Here is a 20,783-nt window from a genome sequence, read left to right as displayed (position 1 = left end):
TTTAAATGGGATGTTGCGATTTTGGCTTTCTCCAAGTCGAAACCGGACACTGATGTCGTGTCTAACATTACGCAATTATAAAAATTTTTCTATACACTAGTGCAAGTGCGTATGATTACAATTAAAAAAGGATTGGACCTTCCAATAGCAGGAGCTCCTTCTCAGGTAATAGATGATGGTAAATCCATCAATAAGGTTGCCTTGCTAGGCGAAGAGTATGTGGGTATGCGTCCTACCATGCATGTCCGTGTTGGAGATGAAGTAAAAAAAGCGCAGATTCTTTTTGAAGATAAGAAGAATCCAGGCGTGAAGTTTACCTCTCCAGCAAGTGGTAAAGTTGTCGAAATAAATCGTGGCGCTAGGCGCGTTTTACAATCCGTTGTGATTGAAATCGCTGGTGAGGAGCAAGTCACTTTCGACAAGTTTGAAGACAATCAAATCGTCAACCTAGAGCGCTCTGGCGTTGTTTCTCAACTGGTGGAATCCGGACTATGGACTGCATTGCGTACTCGTCCATTTAGTAAGGTACCAGCAGTCGATTCCTCAACTAAAGCAATTTTTGTTACTGCAATGGATACCAATCCACTTGCAGCAGACCCAGAATTGATCATTAACGAGCAAGCTCAGGCATTTCGTGCTGGCTTGGATGTTCTTTCTGTTCTCACTGAAGATAAAGTGCTTGTTTGCAAATCAGACAAAACACTACCAACCTCTTCAAGCCCTAAAGTAGAAGAACATGTATTTAGTGGCCCTCATCCAGCAGGCCTTGCTGGCACTCATATGCATTTCTTGTATCCGGTCAATGCAGAGCATGTGGCATGGAGCATCAACTATCAGGACGTGATTGCGTTTGGTCAGTTGTTTTTAACTGGTGAGTTGTATACCGAGCGAGTGGTGTCAGTGGCTGGACCAGTGGTCAATAACCCTCGTTTAATTCGAACTCAAATTGGGGCAAACCTTGAGCAACTCACTGACGGTGAATTGATGCAAGGGGAAGTGCGACTCATTTCTGGTTCGGTATTGACAGGAACTCATGCCTGTGGCCCACACGTTTATTTAGGCCGCTATCATCTGCAGGTATCAGTGTTACGTGAAGGCCGAGACAAAGAGTTTCTTGGCTGGGCTACGCCTGGCAAGAACAAGTTCTCAGTGACTCGAGCTTATCTTGGCCATTTATTCAAGGGCCAACTGTATAACATGACGACGTCAACTAATGGCAGTGACCGTTCCATGGTACCCATTGGCAACTATGAAAAGGTGATGCCATTGGATATGGAGCCGACATTGTTACTTCGAGATCTGTGCGCGGGTGATACGGATAGCGCTCAGCGCTTAGGGGCTTTAGAGCTGGATGAAGAAGATCTCGCACTATGTACTTTTGTGTGCCCAGGTAAATACGAATATGGTCCTCTGCTTCGTGATTGCCTAGATACAATAGAGAAGGAAGGATAATTGTAATGGGCCTTAAAAAATTTCTTGAAGATATTGAGCCGCACTTCGAGCCAGGTGGTAAACATGAGAAGTGGTTTGCTTTGTATGAGGCAGCCGCAACCATATTTTATACACCAGGTCTTATCACAAAAAAGAGCTCACACGTCCGAGACAGCGTTGATCTAAAACGTATCATGATCATGGTGTGGCTAGCGGTGTTCCCAGCGATGTTTTGGGGAATGTATAACGTTGGTGGCCAAGCCATCGCAGCGCTAAACCACCTGTACTCAGGCCAGCAACTAACAGACATTATTGCTGGTGATTGGCATTATTGGTTCACCGAAATGCTAGGTGGCACAATGACCACCGATGCGGGCTGGGGCAGTAAGATGTTGCTGGGTGCAACCTACTTTTTGCCTATCTATATCACGGTATTCATCGTGGGTGGCTTCTGGGAAGTGCTGTTTTGTATGGTACGCAAGCATGAAGTCAACGAAGGCTTCTTTGTCACTTCTATCCTGTTCGCCTTGATTGTTCCTCCCACTTTGCCTCTATGGCAAGCTGCATTGGGTATTACTTTTGGTGTCGTGGTCGCGAAAGAAATCTTTGGCGGTACGGGACGCAACTTCTTAAACCCAGCTTTAGCAGGACGTGCATTTCTGTTCTTTGCTTATCCGGCACAAATCTCTGGCGATTTAGTTTGGACAGCAGCTGATGGATACTCAGGCGCAACCGCGCTAAGCCAATGGTCTCAAGGTGGTCACGGTGCTTTGGTTGATTCGGTAACTGGTCATTCAATCACTTGGATGGATGCTTTCATCGGAAATATTCCAGGCTCTATCGGTGAAGTGTCTACTTTGGCATTGGCGATTGGTGCGGCGTTTATCGTCTATCTGGGCATCGCCTCTTGGAGAATCATTCTCGGTGTCATGATCGGCATGATAGCTGCGGCAACCATGTTTAACGTTATCGGCTCGGACACCAACCCAATGTTCAGCATGCCTTGGTATTGGCATTTGGTTCTTGGCGGCTTTGCATTTGGTATGTTCTTTATGGCGACCGATCCGGTGTCAGCGTCATTTACAGACAAAGGGAAGTGGGCCTACGGCATATTGATTGGAGCGATGTGCGTCATGATTCGGGTAGTCAATCCAGCATATCCAGAAGGGATGATGTTGGCGATTCTATTCGCGAATTTATTTGCACCTCTGTTCGATCATGTGGTGATAGAAAAGAATATCAAGCGGAGACTTGGTCGCTATGGCAAGCAATAACGACAGTATTAAAAAAACGCTGTTTGTCGTCATCGTATTGAGCTTAGTCTGCTCAATTATCGTATCGGTAGCAGCAGTGGGGCTGCGAGGCAAACAGATAGAAAATGCAGCTTTAGATAAACAAACTAAAATTCTTGAAGTTGCAGGTATAAAACAAAAAGGGACCGTTCCTGAGCTTTTTGCGAAGTACATTGAACCTCGCCTTATCGACTTTAACACTGGTCAGTTTGTTAAAGGTGATGCAGCAGATTTTGATGAAAGAAAAGCGGCGAAAAACCCTGCAACATCCATGAAATTGACGCCTGAAGAAGACGTCGCGAAAATTGGTCGCCGCGCAAATATTGGCGTCGTCTATCTTGTGAAAGACGAAGGTAAAGTGACCAAAGTGATTCTACCGATTAACGGTACTGGTCTTTGGTCGATGATGTACGCATTTGTTGCGGTAAAAACCGATGGAGATACCATCACTGGACTGACTTACTACCAACAAGGGGAAACTCCTGGGTTAGGTGGAGAGGTTGAAAGCCCGAGTTGGCGCGCGCAATTTGTTGGCAAAAAACTGTATGACTCAAACTTTAAACCAGCTATCGAAGTGGTGAAAGGTGGCGCGCCTGAAGGATCAACTCATGACGTCGATGCCCTTTCTGGTGCCACACTGACCAGTAATGGTGTGCAACATACGTTTGACTTTTGGTTTGGTAAGCTGGGATATGGGCCTTTCTTAGCAAAAGTGAGAAATGGAGAGCTAAATAATGGCTAGTGGGCAATCATTGAGAAAGAGTTTGCTTTCTCCAATCTTAGACAACAATCCAATTGCACTACAGGTACTTGGGGTTTGTTCAGCCCTAGCGGTGACGACAAAGCTAGAGACGGCATTTGTAATGACGGTTGCGGTATGTTTCGTAACGGCGTTTTCAAACCTGTTCGTTTCTTTAATTCGTCATCACATTCCAAATAGTGTGCGTATTATCGTCCAAATGGCGATCATCGCGTCTTTGGTTATCGTGGTCGACGAAGTGTTAAAAGCCTTCTTGTTTGAAATCTCTAAGCAGTTGTCGGTTTTCGTTGGTTTGATTATTACAAACTGTATCGTTATGGGCCGAGCTGAAGCATTTGCGATGAAGTCTCCACCGATGCCGTCGTTCTTAGATGGTATTGCAAACGGACTGGGGTATGGATTCGTTTTGTTAACCGTTGGTTTCTTCCGTGAGCTATTGGGTTCCGGTAAGTTGTTTGGTATGGAAGTACTGCCTTTAACTAAAAATGGTGGCTGGTACGAACCAAATGGCCTAATGCTATTAGCACCTTCCGCGTTTTTCCTAATCGGTTTCCTTATCTGGGGTATCCGTACGTTTAAACCAGAACAAGTTGAAGCTAAGGAGTAATAATCGCCATGGAACATTATATTAGCTTATTGGTTAAATCCATATTCATAGAAAATATGGCACTGGCGTTTTTCTTGGGAATGTGTACCTTCTTAGCCGTATCCAAGAAAGTAAAAACCGCGTTTGGTCTTGGGGTAGCGGTGACCGTGGTATTAACACTTGCCGTTCCAGTGAACGAGCTGGTTTACAACCATGTTCTTAAGGAAAACGCCTTGATTCAAGGTGTTGATTTAAGCTTCCTTAACTTCATCACCTTCATTGGTGTTATCGCTGCTCTGGTTCAAATCTTAGAGATGATTTTGGACCGCTTTTTCCCACCACTTTACAACGCATTGGGTATTTTCCTGCCCTTGATTACCGTGAACTGTGCCATCTTTGGTGGTGTGTCGTTTATGGTGCAGCGCGATTACAATTTCGCAGAATCAGTAGTATATGGCTTTGGTTCTGGGGTGGGCTGGCTTTTAGCCATTGTTGCTCTTGCGGGCATTCGCGAGAAGATGAAGTATTCTGACGTTCCCCCTGGATTACGTGGCTTAGGTATCACGTTCATCTCTGTGGGTCTGATGGCGTTAGGTTTTATGTCTTTCTCTGGTGTTCAACTGTAAGTCGGGTAAACCGCAACAATAAAGGATTAGTCAATGGAGAGTATTCTTCTTGGTGTAGTGATGTTTACCCTGATCGTACTGGTATTGGTGTTAGTGATTTTGTTTGCTAAGTCCAAACTGGTACCGACAGGTGACATCACCATTGCAATTAATGGAGACGATGATAAGTCGATCATAACCGCCCCTGGTGACAAGTTACTTGGTGCTTTAGCTGGATCTGGAGTCTTTGTATCCTCAGCATGTGGTGGTGGTGGCTCATGTGGTCAATGTAAAGTAAAAGTGAAATCTGGTGGTGGTGATATTTTACCCACGGAACTTGATCACATTACCAAAGGTGAGGCGCGCGAAGGTGAGCGATTAGCGTGCCAAGTTGCTGTTAAAGCAGACATGGAAATCGAGCTTCCAGAAGAGATTTTTGGCGTTAAAAAGTGGGAATGTACGGTTATTTCTAACGATAACAAGGCGACATTCATCAAGGAACTTAAACTGCAAATTCCTGACGGAGAGTCCGTGCCGTTTCGTGCTGGTGGCTACATCCAAATTGAGGCGCCGTCTCACCATGTTAAATACGCGGATTTCGATGTGCCCGAGGAATATCGCGAGGATTGGACTAAGTTCAATTTGTTCCGTTACGAGTCGAAAGTTAACGATGAAACGATTCGCGCTTATTCGATGGCAAACTATCCGGAAGAAGAGGGCATCATTATGCTCAATGTCCGTATAGCAACGCCTCCACCAAATAACCCAGATGTGCCACCAGGTATTATGTCTTCCTATATTTGGTCATTGAAAGAAGGTGATAAATGTACCATCTCTGGCCCATTTGGTGAGTTCTTTGCCAAAGATACCGATGCTGAGATGGTGTTTGTCGGTGGTGGTGCTGGCATGGCACCAATGCGCTCTCATATCTTCGATCAGCTAAAACGATTGAACTCAAAACGCAAGATGTCTTTTTGGTATGGTGCTCGCTCTAAACGGGAAATGTTCTACGTGGAAGATTTTGATGGCCTGCAAGCAGAAAATGACAACTTCAATTGGTACTGCGCGCTTTCCGACCCGATGCCTGAAGATAATTGGGAAGGTTATACTGGCTTTATTCACAATGTCTTGTATGAGAACTATTTGAGAGATCACGAGTCTCCAGAAGATTGCGAATATTATATGTGTGGTCCACCAATGATGAATGCTGCAGTAATTGGCATGCTGAAAGACTTAGGGGTAGAGGATGAAAACATTCTCTTAGATGACTTCGGCGGTTAATGATTGGGTCACTAGATAACATCCGAGGCTGCCAACAGGCAGCCTTATTTTTTACTGGCAATTGATGAAGTAAATATGATTAGGATAAGACGATACGCAACCTCCGTGAACTCTTCAATCACCGCACTAAAACTCATAGTGTTAGGGTTATCGGCTCTGCTACTTTTTGGGTGCGGACAGCAGCGCGAGCTGGTTTCGATCAGCGGAACCACAATGGGCACCTACTATTCAATAAAATGGGTTAACCAAGCAGGCCTACCAAGCCCTGAAGTTATACGTCAGCAGGTGGAAGAACGGCTCGAGCTTGTCAATGACCAGATGTCAACCTATCGGCCTGATTCAGAGTTAAGCCGATTTAATCAGTTTCAATCGGATACGCCTTTCCAAGTATCAGCCGCAACGGCAAAAGTGGTACAAGAAGCGCTCAGGATATCTAAGCTTAGTGATGGTGTGTACGATGTCACTATTGGACCTCTAGTGAATTTATGGAGCTTCGGCCCCGAGGCAAGGCCAGAGCAAATTCCGAGTGATAAGCTCATCCATCAAAGGTTGTCCGAGGTGGGTTATGAGCATCTAAAGGTGATGCCCGATTATAGGCTTTCCAAAGATATTTCACACTTATATGTGGATTTATCCTCTATTGCTAAAGGTTATGGTGTGGACTTTGTTTTTGATTACCTAAAAGACAGTTTACATATTAACAACTTGATGGTGGATATTGGTGGCGAAATACGTGTACAAGGGGAAAACCAGTCTGGTGTGCCTTGGCGGATTGCAATTGAAAAACCGCTAGCTGATCAAAGAACCGTGCAACAGGTTATTGAGGTAGGAAATAAAGCGATCGCTACATCAGGTGATTACAGAAATTACTTTGAAGAAAACGGTAAACGTTTTTCTCACCTTATCAATCCTAAAACTGGTCGCCCTATTCAAAACCATGTCGTCTCTGTTACTGTTATTGATGATAATTGCATGACCGCCGATGCTTACGCTACTATGTTTTCTATTATGGGAGAGAAAGAGTCGATAGCATTAGCGAACCAACATAAGATTCCGCTGTTACTTATCGTCAAAACAGACAAGGGCTTTGCGGAGTATCCTTCTAACACGTTTGAGCAATTCGTGAAGAAACAGTAGAGAGGCACATGTGGAAGTATTTTTGATAACATTTGCTATATTTTTGCTAGTGATTGCTGGCATGGCTATCGGTTATATCGTGCAGCGCAAAACGGTCAGTGGCAGTTGTGGTGGTCTAGGCGCGGTGGGTATTGAAAAAGTTTGTAATTGCCCAGAGCCCTGCGATGCGAGAAAAAAGCGTGAGGCTAGAGAAGCGGCGAGAGCTGCGAAACTAGCAGAATGGGAAAAAGATAAAATTTTGTAGATATTTACGGTTAGCGGCTAGTCGTAAGCGACTCTATTTCGCCCGTTTTCTTTGGCATAATAAAGCTTCTCATCGGCAAGTGTAATTTGCTGGTCTAAGTTACCATTAGTATTGGTTGCGCCAATGCTGATGGTGACTTGTAGGCAGTTATCATCATAGGGCACGCTAACTTTTTCGATTTGCTCTCGCATCGCTTCGAGTCGGTGGATAAAATTGTCAAACTCACCATGTTGTAATATACAAAACTCCTCGCCACCAAACCTTACAGTAATCCCATCTTTAAAGTTCTGTTTAATCACATTGGCGACTTCAACTAAAACGAGATCTCCTGCGTTATGACCGTAGGTATCATTGACCTTTTTAAAGAAATCGATATCGAGCATAGCAATGTTTCTATCCCCACAGTGCTCGCCATCATGTTCAAATAGGTAGCGCCGATTCCATAAACCAGTCAGCACATCTTGGTTGGCCATTTTATATAGCTCATCCGTGGCTTCTTTCATGTTCAGCATTTGGTGAACTCGGCAGTAAAATTCTTCTTGATTGAAAGGCTTATACAGGAAGTCGTTTGCGCCTGCTTTGAGAAATTGGGCGGTTAAGGTTCGATCAGAGCTAGCGGAAAGGCCTAATATGGCTAGTTGATTTTGGTTATAAAGCTGCCGGACCTCTTTCACCATCTCTACTCCGTCCATTTTTGGCATGGCGTAGTCAGTAATGATAAATGTGACATCTGGATTTTCGGCAAGTTTTTCAATCGCGTCTTGTCCATCAATTGCTTGAGTTGTACGTATATATTGATGATCAAGTAGTCTGATGATGTTTTGTCTCATGGTAAATGAGTCATCCACGACCAAAGCGTGGTGACTGACATTATTCATAATTCGTTTAATAAAAGGAATTAAATAAGAAACCGAACACATGCTGTCTTTAAGGATGTACTCCAATACGCCTTTGGATAAAAAGTGATCACGAATCTCACCATTAAAATATGAAGTGAGCACCACGACCTTTAGCTTGCTTTCTAAGACCAGATCAATGACTTCTCCATTCTCTCCATCCGGTAAGCAGTAATCTAGCACCGCACACACAAACCCTTTATCCTCAGCTAGGATTTTCTCCGTTTCGGATACCGAAGACGAGCTGACAACCTCACATCCTAAAGAAGTTAACTGTTGATACAGAAAATTCCTCAGGGCTCGACTATCTTCCACGAGTAAAATTCTATTTTTCAAAGTAGTGTCCTAAATTCCATTTCATCAGCTTTAATCAAGAATTGAGAGTAACCTTTGTACCTTACCGTGTTTCGCTTTAAACAAGGAAATAATAAAGGCGTATTGTTAGTTATAGCAGATTTTATCGCCGTACAATCTTTGATTCTCATAGAATGTTGATAGAGGTATACTGTTTATATATACAATACCTAAAAAGTTGCAATGGTGGAGAAAATCAGAAAAATCATACATATAGATATGGACTGTTTTTTTGCTGCTGTTGAAATGCGTGACAATCCAGACTACAGAAATATTCCACTTGCGGTCGGTGGCAGTGAAAAGCAGCGTGGGGTTTTAAGTACTTGTAACTACATCGCTCGGGAGTATGGTATTAGAAGTGCGATGCCAACTGCTCAAGCAAAGAAGTTGTGCCCTAATTTGGTCGTAGTCCGAGGGCGAATGCAAGTTTACAAGTCGATCTCCGCTCAAATCCGTACGATCTTTGCCAAGTATACCCCACTCATTGAACCTCTATCGCTCGACGAAGCCTTTCTTGATGTTACCGACTGCCCGCTTTGCAAAGGCTCAGCAACCTTGATTGCGTCAGCTATTCGGCAAGAAATTTTTGATAAGTTGGGTCTTACAGCGTCAGCAGGGGTAGCGCCAATTAAGTTTCTAGCAAAAGTGGCATCAGATTTTAATAAGCCTAACGGACAATTTGTGATATCTCCTGAAGAGGTTCAGACCTTTATCGATGATTTACCGCTGCAGAAAATACCAGGAGTTGGAAAAGTTGGCATACAGAAACTCAATCAAGCAGGCTACTATACCGGCAAAGATATCCGTCTTGGTGATTATCGACAGATATTGCGTCAGTTCGGTCGATTAGGTGCGTCACTATGGAAAAAGAGCCAAGGCATAGATAATCGAGCAATTGTTATCGAACGGGAGCGAAAATCCGTTGGTGTTGAGCGAACATTTAGTGAAAATATACTCAGTTTTGAACAATGCTGGGAAGTGATTGAGTCCAAATTGTACCCTGAGTTAGAGCTGAGGCTGAAAAAAGCTAACCCAAGCCAAGAAATCGCAAAACAGGGGATAAAAGTAAAATTCGCTGACTTTACATTGACAACCATTGAGCATGTTCACCCCATGCTTGAGCTGAATTATTTTAGACAGCTGCTCGTTGAGATCCTGAAGAGACAAAGAGGCCGAGAAATTCGCTTACTTGGTTTGAATGTGATGCTAAAACCTGAAGAGCAGCACAGGCAGTTGAGTTTTTTCGAAGAGTTAGAGTAGGTCTGTTGACCTTATGTATGAGAGATAGGACATCATTTCCATGACAAAATATTTTATAGGCGTTATCGCTTTTTTGTTGAGTTTTTCAAGTTGGGCGGCGCTTTGCAAGGTAGATTTAGCCAATGAACTTCAGATCACTGGTCAATCTATCACTATTGTCAAATCCAATGGTCAGAAGGCATCGGTAGATCCGGCGGATAATCTTGTGGTCGGCGGAAAAAAGGTAGAACTCGATAGCCAGCAAAGCCGCTTACTAGACAGTTATAGACAAAAAGTAGCGAAATACTCCCCAGAGTTTAAAAGTCTGATCGCGCAAAATCTAACGTTTGCAGATGGGGTTGTTGATGAGGTATCGAAAAGCTTAGGCACACCAGGCGCGTTTGACCGTTTCAAACAATCTTTGAAGACATTCGTTGGCGAGATACAAGATAAGTATTATAAAGGTGACAGTTTAATACTGCCTGCCAATGCTTTTGCAAAGGCAAAAAAAGAGATGCCTGCTTACGCTGAAAAAGCAAAATCGTTATTTAATAGTGAGTTTGTTAATCAAGCCTTCACTGCGATGTCATCTAAAATGAATCAAAATGGTGGGATCAATTTGACGGAGTTCAGTAACAAGATATCGTCACTAAAAACTCAAGTTGAAGGTCAGCTGCAAACCCATTCGGGAGAACTGAAGAAGCAAGGAGTGAAAATGTGCCAATCGCTCAAGGAGTTGAAAAAGGAAGAGATTACGTTGCAACAAAACATTCCACAGCTTAAGGGGTACAATATTTTTAAGCAGTGAGGTAAAGGGCACACTCTCTTGTAGCAAAACTAAAAAGCTGGCAAACAATGCCAGCTTTTTAGATTAAAGCGTGGAGACAACTTACGCTTTGTCTGGGATATTCTCTAGCAGAGCGACCATTTGTTCCCAATACAACGCCACCGTATCGATTTTTACTTTTTCGTCAGGTGAATGTGGGAATTTGATAGTTGGGCCAAACGAAACCATGTCCATATTTGGATAAGGCTTTTTAAACAGGCCGCACTCTAATCCAGCATGAATGACCATGATATTTGGTTTATTGCCGTAAATACCTTCATACATATCACGGAATATTGCCATGATTTCTGAATCAGGGTCAGGCTTCCAGCCAGGATAAGCGCCAGAAAACTCAATTGATGCATTGGCCAATTCCGCGACTGACTTCAATGTACTCTCAACTTGCAGACGACCTGAATCAATTAGGGAGCGAATCAAGCACAAGATAGTCACTTTGTTGCCATCAGTGGTGATCACGCCAAGGTTCAAGGAAGTTTCTACTACGCCCTCGATATCATCGCTCATCCTTACAACCCCATTTGGGCACGCGTTTAATGTGGCGATGATGCGCTGTTGATCGTGCATGGAGAATACATCGGCAGGCTCTTCAATCGCTTCATTGAAAGACACCATGCTGGTCTCAATGCTACCAAGTTCAGATTGAATAAGTGCGGTAAATTGAGCGAACAGCTCCTCAAGTTTCGCTTGATTTTCTGCAGGTACAGCGACCTGTACAAACGCTTCACGAGGGATAGCGTTACGCAGGCTTCCACCTCTTACGCTAATTAAACGTAGGTCTAGTTCTTGGCTGTGTGCGGCTAGGAATCGGGCTACCAGTTTGTTAGCGTTACCCCGACCAGTATTGATATCACAGCCAGAGTGCCCACCTTTCAAGCCTTTTAGAGTGAGCTCACGGGCAATGTAGCCTGCAGGCATTTTGACCCTATCGATGTTGAAAGAGATCTCTCCATCTATGCCGCCTGCGCACCCCATGTACACTTCGCCTTCTTGCTCAGAGTCAGTGTTAAGTAGGATGTCGCCTTCAAGCCAGCCAGGTTGTAAGTTTTGTGCACCTGTCATGCCAGCTTCTTCGTCAATGGTGAGAAGGACTTCGATAGGGCCATGCTTAATGTCATTGGAAGCTAGCACAGCTAAGCAAGATGACATGCCGATACCGTTATCTGACCCTAAGGTGGTGCCATCAGCGGTGACCCAGTCACCATCAATATATGGTCGAATTGGATCTTTAACAAAGTCATGGTCTGTTTCTTCATTTTTCTGTGGGACCATGTCAAGGTGCGCTTGCAGTACAACCGCTTTCTTACCTTCCATGCCAGGTGTGGCTGGCTTTTTAATGAATACGTTACCTACGTCATCTCTTTTTACTGCTAGGCCTTGCTTGGTGGCCCAGCTGACAATGTATTGTGCCAGTGCTTCTTCATGTTTGGATGGGTGAGGGATTGAACAAATCTTGTCAAAAAATTGCCAGACAATTTGTGGCGATAGGGTGCTAATTTCAGAATGAGTATCAGACACGGTTCACTCCTAGTTAATAATTGTATTACTTCATTTAGGCGTACAGGATGCCAAGAATAACACCAGATACAAGCTTGTAGGAAAGGAAATTCGCCAAATAGATAGATTTTATTTTTGCATAGCTACGCGTGATGATAGAAAACAACACCAAAACACTATTAGTGAAAATTTATTACCTTTTTTATTCTTTTTTGATTAAATAGTGCGCCATTAAAAACTGCAATCACTTGAAGTTGTAATTTAATTACATTGTGGTATATTGATTACCAACTTCGAAAGAAGAAAAATGCTTAATGGATGAGTCCGTTCTATCGCCTCCAAGGAACCGAGAGTAATTTGTCTGTGTTCAATTGACTATTAAGGTGATATTTATGAAAGGTTTACCATCTGCAACTTACTGGAAACGTGGTGCCATGTTTACGGGTAGGTTTATATATCCAACCAGTTTTGGTTACTAAGGATTCTCCGCTTATAGCAACTTCTTCTTTGGTCGTTAAGTACCCCCTTGATTTTAGAATTTACTTACAGTTTCAAACTGAATTGATTCACCAGCCACTCGAATTGAGTGGCTTTTTTTATGCCTGAAAATTCACTATCCATTTGAACCACGACCTAATCCATTCATGGTAGGCCTGCGATTTAAGTCACTAACCCGTCGAAAATAATAGAGGTGGAAAATAGCACTTTATGAACTTATAATTCATAGCCAATCGATTGCCCTGCTGGTTTTAGCTCGCTTTCTACTAGACAACGGATGCTATTATGCTAGAAAAGTTATTTAAGCTTAGTCAATATGGGACTAACGCTAAGACAGAATGTGTTGCTGGAATAACAACATTCTTAACAATGGCTTATATCATTTTTGTCAATCCAGCAATTTTGTCTGCCACGGGGATGAACCATGGAGCGGTGTTTGTCGCCACCTGTTTAGCTGCTGCCATTGGTTGTTTTGTGATGGGCTTTTGGGCGAATTTACCTATTGCTCAGGCGCCAGGTATGGGGCTGAACGCGTTTTTTACTTATTCCGTTGTGTTAGGGATGGGATACACCTGGCAAGTGGCACTCGCTGCTGTATTTGTTTCTGGCTGCCTTTTTATCTTGTTGAGCCTGGCCAAGATTCGAGAGCTTATCATTGACTCCATCCCTCTTTCGCTTCGTACGGGGATTTCCGCAGGTATTGGCTTATTTCTGGCGTTTATCGCGTTGAAAAATGCGGGTATTGTCGTAGCAAGCCCGGCGACCTTCGTTACTTTGGGTGATATCACCTCTTTGCATGCGGTTTTAGCTTGTTTAGGCTTTTTTGTCACCATTGGTTTGGTACAGCGCGGCGTAAAAGGTGCCGTGATGATCGCGATATTAGCCGTCACCGCTTTGGGCTTAGTGTTTGGTGATGTGCAATGGCAGGGGGTTGTGTCGGCCCCGCCAAGCATTGCTCCAACATTTTTGCAGTTGGATTTTTCTGGCCTACTCAATGTCGGCATGATCTCAGTGGTATTTGCCTTTCTTTTTGTTGATTTGTTTGATACTGCTGGCACTTTAGTTGGCGTCGCATCAAAAGCGAACTTGATAGGCAAAGATGGCAAAATTCCTAGATTGAGTAGAGCCTTGCTTGCCGACTCAACAGCTACGTCAATTGGTGCTCTGCTTGGCACTTCCAATACCACTTCTTATGTTGAAAGTATTTCTGGCGTAGCGGAAGGAGGGCGCACAGGACTCACAGCAGTTGTTGTTGGCGTTTTCTTCTTGCTTGCTTTATTCTTCTCCCCACTTGCGGGGATGATACCAGCATACGCGACCTCTGGAGCCTTGTTCTATGTGGCAATTTTAATGCTTTCCGGACTAGTGAGCGTAGATTGGCGAGATTTAACCGAGGCGGCCCCTGTCGTTGTCACGTGTTTATTGATGCCTCTAACGTTTTCTATTGCAGAAGGTATTTCGTTTGGTTTCATCTCTTATGCAGCAATAAAAATATTAAGCGGTAAGGGGCGCACAGTATCCATCAGTGTTTACGTGATGGCTGTTATTTTTATTGTGAAGTACACAATCGGTTAACCAATAATTTGAATAAGTTAGGTCATACAATGAGTAATAAATTCGTTATCACATGGGAAATGATGCATGGCTACTGTCGTCAATTGGCTGAAAAACAGATGCCAGCAGAGCAGTGGAAAGGTATTCTAGCGGTTAGCCGCGGTGGCTTAGTCCCTGCTGCTATTCTTGCTCGAGAGTTGGGCATTCGCTACGTTGATACAGTGTGTATTTCGAGTTACGACCACGATCACCAACGAGATATGAGCGTGTTGAAAGCGCCAGAGCATGATGGTGAAGGGTATTTGGTCATCGATGATCTAGTAGACAGTGGTGACACGGCAAGAAAGATCCGTGAGATGTACCCGAAAGCAAAATTTGTTACTGTGTGCGCAAAACCTGCAGGTAGTGATTTGGTCGATGAGTATGTGGTTGATATTGCTCAAGATACTTGGATTGAACAACCTTGGGACATGGCATTTGGCTATGTTGAACCAATCAACCGCAAGAGAAAATAATCCACTCTTGGCAGTTAAATTGCGAAATGGCCCTTTTAAGGGTCATTTTTTTGATTAAGATAGAGGCCAAAGCCACCCCTCAATAGATTAGATAAAGACATGTCAGAGATATCCAATACCAATTTATCCGAAGTGCTATTTGCAAAGCACAAGCAGGCCAAAGAGACCTCTGCATTGACAGATTATCTTCCCAGCAGCGAAACCATATTAGAGCAAAATAAGAAAGAAAATGGTATGGCGTGGTATAGAACGGTGCGAAGACTTCAGTGGGTTTGGCAAGGCGTTGACCCTATTGATCAAGAAGAAGTGCTCGCCAGGATCGCCTGCTCAATCCATTCGCGCACGCACGATGATTGGTTAGATACTGTCATGGGTTACCGAAGTGGTAATTGGGCGTTTGAGTGGACCAAACTGGGTATGAAATACCAAAGACGAGCGCACGATTTAGAGGGAGAAGATGCTGCTAATTCACTGTTTAGTGCGTCACTATGCTTTAGCATTGCAGGCTACCCGCATATAAAAAATGACACGCTAGCTCGTCAAGCACAAACTCTGGCGAACAATGCTTATACAGAGGCAGCGAAGAAAACCAAATACGTGATAAAGCCTATCGAGGTTCCGTATAAAAATAAGAAAATTGTGGCTAACTTGCACCTTTCCAACACCGAAAAGCCACAACCTGTAGTTATCGTCAGCGCAGGTTTAGACAGTTTGCAAACGGATATGTGGCGTCTGTTCCGAGACTACTTGGCGAAAAAAGATATTGCTATGTTGACGGTTGATATGCCCTCTTTGGGGCATAGCAAGCATTGGCCGTTAACCGAAGACACCAGTTGTTTGCACCAAGCGGTGTTAAATGAACTACCAAAAATCCCTTGGGTCGATCACCATAAAGTGGGCCTATTTGGCTTTAGGTTTGGTGGTAATGCTATGATTCGTCTGTCATTTCTAGAGCAAACGAAAATTAAAGCGTGTGTCGCATTAGGTGCGCCCGTACACGATATCTTATCGTCGCCCAGCAAGATGTCAGGCATGCCGAAAATGTACGTTGATGTGCTTGCATCAAGGTTGGGGAAATCGGTGGTTGATTTAAATAGTTTGTCGAGGCAGCTTGTTGCTTGGTCATTGAAAGTGCAGGGCTTTTTGACAAGCCGAAAGACCCGAGTACCGATTATGGCTTTGAGCCTAGAAAATGATTTTATTTCTCCATACTCGGATAATCAGCTTGTGGCGCTATTTAGTCATGGTGGCGAAGCAAAGAAAATCAGTAGTAATAAAATTTCACAGGGATATGAGCAATCCCTCGATTTAGCGATAAAGTGGTTGGAAAAAGAGCTATTTAGATGACATTTCCAGTTTTATAGTTAAGCATGTTAATAAGGAATTTATAAATACCCTACCATCATGCTTAATGTTGAAATGGAGAAGCAATATGTCTGATGTGATCAAGCACCCGACCCACTATCGTTTGTTATCTGCCTTAAAAGCCATTGGCCCCTATTTGAGAGAGCCCCAATCAAGTGAAGGGTACTATTTGTTTGATTGCTTGGCAGCTTGTGTGAATGATAAGAAATCTCCAGAAGAAAGAGAATTTTGGGGGTGGTGGTTGGAGCTTGAGAAAGGGGAAGGTGGCTTTGCGGCAAAATACTATATTGGACGTTACAACCTTGAAGGAGTATGGGAAGCCCATAGCATCCCGAAAAAAGCCGTCTCAGAGGTGAATCGGACTCAAGAAGACTTCCACAAGAAGTTAATAGAAACACTCAGCAATCAGTTTAGCTTGAAAGTGAAAATGCATGAAGAGTCGGTAGAGTTTGTCTAGTTTGAGTCACTTCCCTGAAATGGCCTCGCTTTATAACTTTAACGTTTACTTTTCGGCGTAACTCCATTTTACATACTGCTATTTTATAGAAAGGTGCTTTTTGGCACCTTTTTTCTTGTTTAATTGTCTACGGATTGTTAAAACATCTTCTCAGTTACAATTTCTACATTAGACATGGATATGGCAGAGAAACAACAAACAAGCAGTGATGCTTCAGGCAAGACTATTGTCGTTAAGTTGGGCACGAGCGTCCTGACCGGAGGCACGTTAGCGCTTGATAGAGCACATATGGTGGACTTGGTCCGCCAATGTGCGGAACTAAAAAAGTTGGGCCACTCTGTTGTCATTGTTTCTTCAGGTGCAATGGCGGCGGGACGTGAGCACCTAGGTTACCCAGCATTGCCTAACGCCATGGCGAGCAAACAGTTGCTTGCTGCGGTGGGGCAAAGCCAACTTATTCAAGTGTGGGAGTCACTGTTTGCTATCTATGGAATGAAAATAGGGCAGATGCTTCTTACTCGCGCCGATCTTGAAGACAGAGAGCGCTTTCTCAATGCCAGAGACACTATTAATGCGCTCGTCGATAATGACATTATTCCAGTAGTGAATGAAAATGACGCGGTAGCCACTAGCGAAATCAAAGTAGGAGATAACGATAATCTTTGCGCGCTGGTGGGTATTTTATGTGCGGCGGATAAGTTGTTGCTGCTGACTGACCAAAAAGGCCTGTTTACCGCCGATCCTCGTAAAGACCCCAATGCCCAGCTGATTAAAGAAGTCACCGCCATAGATGCTACTTTGAGAAAAATTGCCGGAGGTAGCGGCACGACCTTAGGGACAGGAGGGATGGCAACCAAATTACAGGCTGCTGATATTGCAAGGCGAGCGGGTATTGAAGTCATGATTGCCGCGGGAAGTGCGCACAATGTTATTCTAGATAGTATGAGTGATACGCCCCAAGGCACTCGATTTTTACCACTGGAAGAAGCACTGGAAAACCGTAAAAAGTGGATACTTGCCGGTCCCGCTGCGGTTGGCGATATCGTGATTGATGATGGTGCAGTCGTTGCGGTGATTAACAAAGGTAGCAGCTTACTGGCTAAAGGTGTCATTAAAGTCAGAGGCCAGTTTGCCCGTGGTGATGTAGCGAGAGTAACAAACAAACAAGGCGATCTGATCGCAAAAGGGCTGTCTAGTTATTCGAGTACTGACTTGGCTAAAATTGTTGGCAAGCACAGCAAGGATATCGTCAATATACTGGGCTATGACTACGGCTCTGAAGTAATTCACCGAGATGATCTTGTCGTGATACAAGACTAACGCAAGAGAAAGGGAAAGATGTTGGATCTTACTAAAATGGGTGAGGCTGCAAAACGCGCGTCGTATCACTTAGCGACAGCTTCTACCACACAGAAAAATTTAGCTTTGCAGACCATCGCGGATCAACTAGAGCTAAATTGCGACGCGATATTATTGGCCAATGAAAAAGATATTACGCTAGGCAGAGAAGCTGGCCTAGGTGAGGCGATGCTAGATAGATTGCAGCTTAATCAGCAGCGTGTCAAAGCCATTGCCGATGATGTGAGAAATGTGATTGGCTTGGCTGATCCTGTGGGTAGCGAAATCGACAGCAAAGTGTTGCCAAATGGTATGTCATTGGCGCGCCGTCGGGTGCCACTGGGTGTGGTTGGTGTTATCTATGAAGCGAGACCAAACGTCACCATTGATATCGCAGCACTTTGCCTCAAAACAGGTAATGCCAGTATCTTGAGAGGCGGAAAAGAAACGTTTTTTACTAATATTGAACTCGTTAAAGTGATTCAAATTGCCTTGCAAAAAGCAGGGTTGCCGTCCGAATCTGTACAATACATCGAAAAGCCAGATAGGGAATTGGTCTCTGCGTTACTCAAACTGGATCAGTTCGTGGATATGATCATTCCTCGAGGTGGCGCCGGGCTACATAAAATGTGCAAAGAAAATAGCACCATACCGGTAATTATCGGTGGATTTGGTATTAGTCATATATTCATTGATGAGAGTGCTGAATTATCTAAGTCAGTCGATATTGTCGAAAATGCGAAAACGCAGCGCCCATCAACCTGTAACACCGTCGATACCCTACTAGTGCATGAAAAAGTGGCCGCTCAAGTGCTACCTTTGTTAGCCGATAAGTTATCCGGCCGCGTGAAATTTGTCGCAGAACCTAAAGCAAAAGCCCACTTAAGTCATCTTGATAACCTAGTTGATGCTAAAGAAGGGGATTTCAATACAGAATGGCTGAGCCTGACGCTTGGCATAAAAGTGGTTCAAAATATCGATGAAGCCATCGAACATATGCGTAATCATAATGCCAGTCATTCAGATGCCATCATGACCAACAGTCTGAAAAATGCAGAGCGTTTTATTAACGCTGTCGATAGTGCGGCAGTGTATGTGAACGCTTCAACTCGCTTTACCGATGGGGCGCAATTTGGTCTTGGCGCTGAAGTGGCTGTGTCGACGCAAAAGCTGCATGCTCGTGGCCCAATGGGGCTTGAAGAACTCACCAGTTATAAGTGGGTTGGGAAAGCGGATTATTTGTCACGAGGCTAGAGTTGTTATCATGTGTTTAGAGATGTGCCCTAGATACATGATGTCATGGAGGTAATATGCATTGTCCATTTTGTTCAGAGAATGACACAAAGGTCATTGATTCACGTTTAGTTGCCGATGGCCACCAAGTGAGGCGAAGGCGGCAATGTCTTGCATGTCACGAGCGCTTTACTACATTTGAAAGCGCTGAGTTGGTCATGCCGAAAGTTGTTAAATCTAATGGCAACAGAGAGCCATTTAATGAAGATAAAATGATAGGCGGTATTCAGCGTGCGCTAGAGAAAAGGCCTGTTAGCGCAGATTCAATTGAGCTGTCAATTAGTATGATTAAATCTCGCTTAAGAGCCACAGGCGAGCGAGAAGTGGAGAGTGCCATGATAGGCAACTTGGTTATGGAGCAGCTCAAAGAATTGGACAAAGTGGCTTATATCCGCTTTGCATCAGTGTATCGAAGCTTTGAAGATATCCGCGAATTTGGCGAAGAAATCGCCCGGCTAGAAGATTAGTTTGGCGACAAGATGTCTACATACAGTTCAATAGATTATCAACTAATGCTACGCGCCATCGAACTGGCGAAAAATGGCATGTACACTACGGCTCCGAATCCCAATGTCGGCTGTGTGATTGCTCATGGCGATGATGTGGTGGGTGAGGGATTCCATTATCGGGCTGGTGAGCCTCACGCAGAAGTCCATGCACTGAAAGCTGCCGGTAACAAAGCCAAAGGCGCGACGGCTTATGTAACGCTAGAGCCTTGTTCACACTATGGCAGAACGCCTCCTTGTTCTGAAGCGTTGATCAAAGCTGGCGTGAGCAAAGTTATTTGCGCGATGAAAGACCCGAATCCCAAGGTTGCAGGTCAAAGCATCAAGATGCTAAGAGATGCGGGCATAGAAGTGTTGGTAGGACTAATGCAGCCAGAAGCTGAAATGCTTAACCGCGGTTTTATCAAACTCATGAAAACGGGCTTGCCGTTCGTTCAACTAAAAATGGCGGCGAGTATTGACGGGCAAACAGCACTATCTAATGGTGAAAGCCAGTGGATCACTTCAAAGCTAGCTCGCAGTGATGTGCAGCTATTTCGAGCAAAATCTTGCGCCGTGTTATCGACAAGCAAAACGGTAACGGATGACAATGCCTCACTCAATGTTCGCTGGACTGAGCTTCCCGATTGCTGTCAAGAGAAGTACCATCAAGCTCAGTTAAGGCAACCTGTACGAGTTGTCTTAGATAAAAATCAAACGCTTAATCCTTCTTTAAAGCTGTTCAATACCGATGGTGAGGTGATCGTCGTTGGTAACCAAGCCGGGCAATATGCTGCGAAGCTCAATCAAGATGGCCAATTTGATCTAGCAGAGTTGTTTCGCTCTCTAGCTACAACGCATCACATTAACCATCTATGGGTTGAAGCAGGTGCCACATTAGCGAGTTCGCTAATTAAAGCTGGGTTGGTGGATGAATTAGTGTTATATCTAGCGCCTAAAATCATGGGCAGTGACGGAAAAGGTCTATTTGGAGCGCTTGGGCTGCAATCTATGCAAGATGTGATAAACATCGAGATAAAGGATGTGCGCCGAGTGGGGCCCGATTTGCGCCTCATTGCAACGATTGAAGACAAACAATAGTAACGATATTG

Annotated in this window: 20 protein-coding genes; 18 read left to right on the top strand and 2 right to left on the bottom strand. The window is 44.2% G+C overall.

The annotated features are described in order from the left end of the window. Positions 1–111 precede the first annotated feature (111 nt). The 8 genes from M9194_RS12260 to nqrM all read left to right on the top strand — a co-directional run bounded on the left by M9194_RS12260 (position 112) and on the right by nqrM (position 7,336). Entirely contained in the window at positions 112–1,452 is a 1,341-nt protein-coding gene (locus tag M9194_RS12260) for a Na(+)-translocating NADH-quinone reductase subunit A (RefSeq protein WP_250612936.1), read from the top strand. A 5-nt stretch (positions 1,453–1,457) separates the two neighbouring features. After that, positions 1,458–2,705 (top strand): NADH:ubiquinone reductase (Na(+)-transporting) subunit B, encoded by a 1,248-nt coding sequence (locus M9194_RS12255; RefSeq protein WP_250612935.1) that lies wholly within the window; start codon positions 1,458–1,460, stop codon positions 2,703–2,705. Further along, positions 2,692–3,465, top strand: coding sequence for a Na(+)-translocating NADH-quinone reductase subunit C (locus M9194_RS12250; RefSeq protein WP_250612934.1), 774 nt, complete (start codon positions 2,692–2,694; stop codon positions 3,463–3,465). Before M9194_RS12255 ends, M9194_RS12250 begins: the two co-directional genes overlap by 14 nt. Further along, on the top strand, positions 3,458–4,090 hold the full coding sequence (locus M9194_RS12245; protein WP_250612933.1) for an NADH:ubiquinone reductase (Na(+)-transporting) subunit D: 633 nt from the start codon (positions 3,458–3,460) through the stop codon (positions 4,088–4,090). Before M9194_RS12250 ends, M9194_RS12245 begins: the two co-directional genes overlap by 8 nt. 8 nt (positions 4,091–4,098) lie before the next feature. Further along, positions 4,099–4,695 (top strand): NADH:ubiquinone reductase (Na(+)-transporting) subunit E, encoded by a 597-nt coding sequence (gene nqrE / locus M9194_RS12240; protein WP_250612932.1) that lies wholly within the window; start codon positions 4,099–4,101, stop codon positions 4,693–4,695. Between the two features lie 33 nt (positions 4,696–4,728). After that, positions 4,729–5,955: an NADH:ubiquinone reductase (Na(+)-transporting) subunit F gene (nqrF, locus tag M9194_RS12235; protein ID WP_250612931.1), complete on the top strand. Its 1,227-nt coding sequence runs from the start codon at positions 4,729–4,731 to the stop codon at positions 5,953–5,955. A gap of 75 nt (positions 5,956–6,030) precedes the next feature. Then, the gene (locus M9194_RS12230; RefSeq protein WP_250612930.1) at positions 6,031–7,092 is read left to right on the top strand and encodes an FAD:protein FMN transferase; all 1,062 of its coding nucleotides are present in this window, start codon (positions 6,031–6,033) and stop codon (positions 7,090–7,092) included. Between the two features lie 10 nt (positions 7,093–7,102). Then, positions 7,103–7,336 (top strand): (Na+)-NQR maturation NqrM, encoded by a 234-nt coding sequence (nqrM, locus tag M9194_RS12225; RefSeq protein WP_250612929.1) that lies wholly within the window; start codon positions 7,103–7,105, stop codon positions 7,334–7,336. A gap of 17 nt (positions 7,337–7,353) precedes the next feature. Here nqrM and M9194_RS12220 read toward each other — a convergent pair whose 3' ends face one another. Then, positions 7,354–8,568 carry a GGDEF domain-containing response regulator gene (locus M9194_RS12220; protein WP_250612928.1) on the bottom strand — a complete coding sequence of 405 codons (1,215 nt, stop codon included), beginning with the start codon at positions 8,566–8,568 and terminating at the stop codon, positions 7,354–7,356. 201 nt (positions 8,569–8,769) lie between these two features. Between M9194_RS12220 and dinB the strand changes: the two genes are divergently transcribed. Next, positions 8,770–9,846, top strand: coding sequence for a DNA polymerase IV (gene dinB / locus M9194_RS12215; RefSeq protein ID WP_250612927.1), 1,077 nt, complete (start codon positions 8,770–8,772; stop codon positions 9,844–9,846). A 40-nt stretch (positions 9,847–9,886) separates the two neighbouring features. Next, positions 9,887–10,633: a DUF2884 family protein gene (locus M9194_RS12210; RefSeq protein WP_250612926.1), complete on the top strand. Its 747-nt coding sequence runs from the start codon at positions 9,887–9,889 to the stop codon at positions 10,631–10,633. 81 nt (positions 10,634–10,714) lie between these two features. Here M9194_RS12210 and M9194_RS12205 read toward each other — a convergent pair whose 3' ends face one another. Beyond that, complete coding sequence (locus tag M9194_RS12205) at positions 10,715–12,187, bottom strand: aminoacyl-histidine dipeptidase (protein WP_250612925.1); 1,473 nt, start codon at positions 12,185–12,187, stop codon at positions 10,715–10,717. Between the two features lie 762 nt (positions 12,188–12,949). Between M9194_RS12205 and M9194_RS12200 the strand changes: the two genes are divergently transcribed. From M9194_RS12200 to ribD, 8 genes are all read left to right on the top strand, one after another. Further along, positions 12,950–14,239 carry an NCS2 family permease gene (locus M9194_RS12200; RefSeq protein ID WP_250612924.1) on the top strand — a complete coding sequence of 430 codons (1,290 nt, stop codon included), beginning with the start codon at positions 12,950–12,952 and terminating at the stop codon, positions 14,237–14,239. Between the two features lie 29 nt (positions 14,240–14,268). Next, positions 14,269–14,733, top strand: coding sequence for a xanthine phosphoribosyltransferase (gene gpt / locus M9194_RS12195; protein ID WP_250612923.1), 465 nt, complete (start codon positions 14,269–14,271; stop codon positions 14,731–14,733). Between the two features lie 99 nt (positions 14,734–14,832). Then, positions 14,833–16,080, top strand: coding sequence for an esterase FrsA (frsA, locus tag M9194_RS12190; protein ID WP_250612922.1), 1,248 nt, complete (start codon positions 14,833–14,835; stop codon positions 16,078–16,080). Positions 16,081–16,165: 85 nt separating this feature from the next. Then, the gene (gene crl / locus M9194_RS12185) at positions 16,166–16,555 is read left to right on the top strand and encodes a sigma factor-binding protein Crl (protein ID WP_250612921.1); all 390 of its coding nucleotides are present in this window, start codon (positions 16,166–16,168) and stop codon (positions 16,553–16,555) included. A 180-nt stretch (positions 16,556–16,735) separates the two neighbouring features. Beyond that, a complete protein-coding gene (gene proB / locus M9194_RS12180) occupies positions 16,736–17,875 on the top strand; it encodes a glutamate 5-kinase (RefSeq protein ID WP_250612920.1) in 1,140 nt (379 codons plus the stop codon). A 21-nt stretch (positions 17,876–17,896) separates the two neighbouring features. Then, on the top strand, positions 17,897–19,147 hold the full coding sequence (locus M9194_RS12175; RefSeq protein ID WP_250612986.1) for a glutamate-5-semialdehyde dehydrogenase: 1,251 nt from the start codon (positions 17,897–17,899) through the stop codon (positions 19,145–19,147). 56 nt (positions 19,148–19,203) lie between these two features. Next, complete coding sequence (nrdR, locus tag M9194_RS12170; RefSeq protein ID WP_250612919.1) at positions 19,204–19,653, top strand: transcriptional regulator NrdR; 450 nt, start codon at positions 19,204–19,206, stop codon at positions 19,651–19,653. 12 nt (positions 19,654–19,665) lie between these two features. Beyond that, a complete protein-coding gene (gene ribD / locus M9194_RS12165) occupies positions 19,666–20,772 on the top strand; it encodes a bifunctional diaminohydroxyphosphoribosylaminopyrimidine deaminase/5-amino-6-(5-phosphoribosylamino)uracil reductase RibD (protein WP_250612918.1) in 1,107 nt (368 codons plus the stop codon). Positions 20,773–20,783: the final 11 nt, after the last annotated feature.

The organism is Vibrio sinus, assembly GCF_023634645.1.
Classification (GTDB): Bacteria; Pseudomonadota; Gammaproteobacteria; order Enterobacterales; family Vibrionaceae; genus Vibrio; species Vibrio sinus.
Note: the sequence above shows the minus strand (reverse complement) of the source record. Positions and strands in the feature narration are given on the sequence as shown.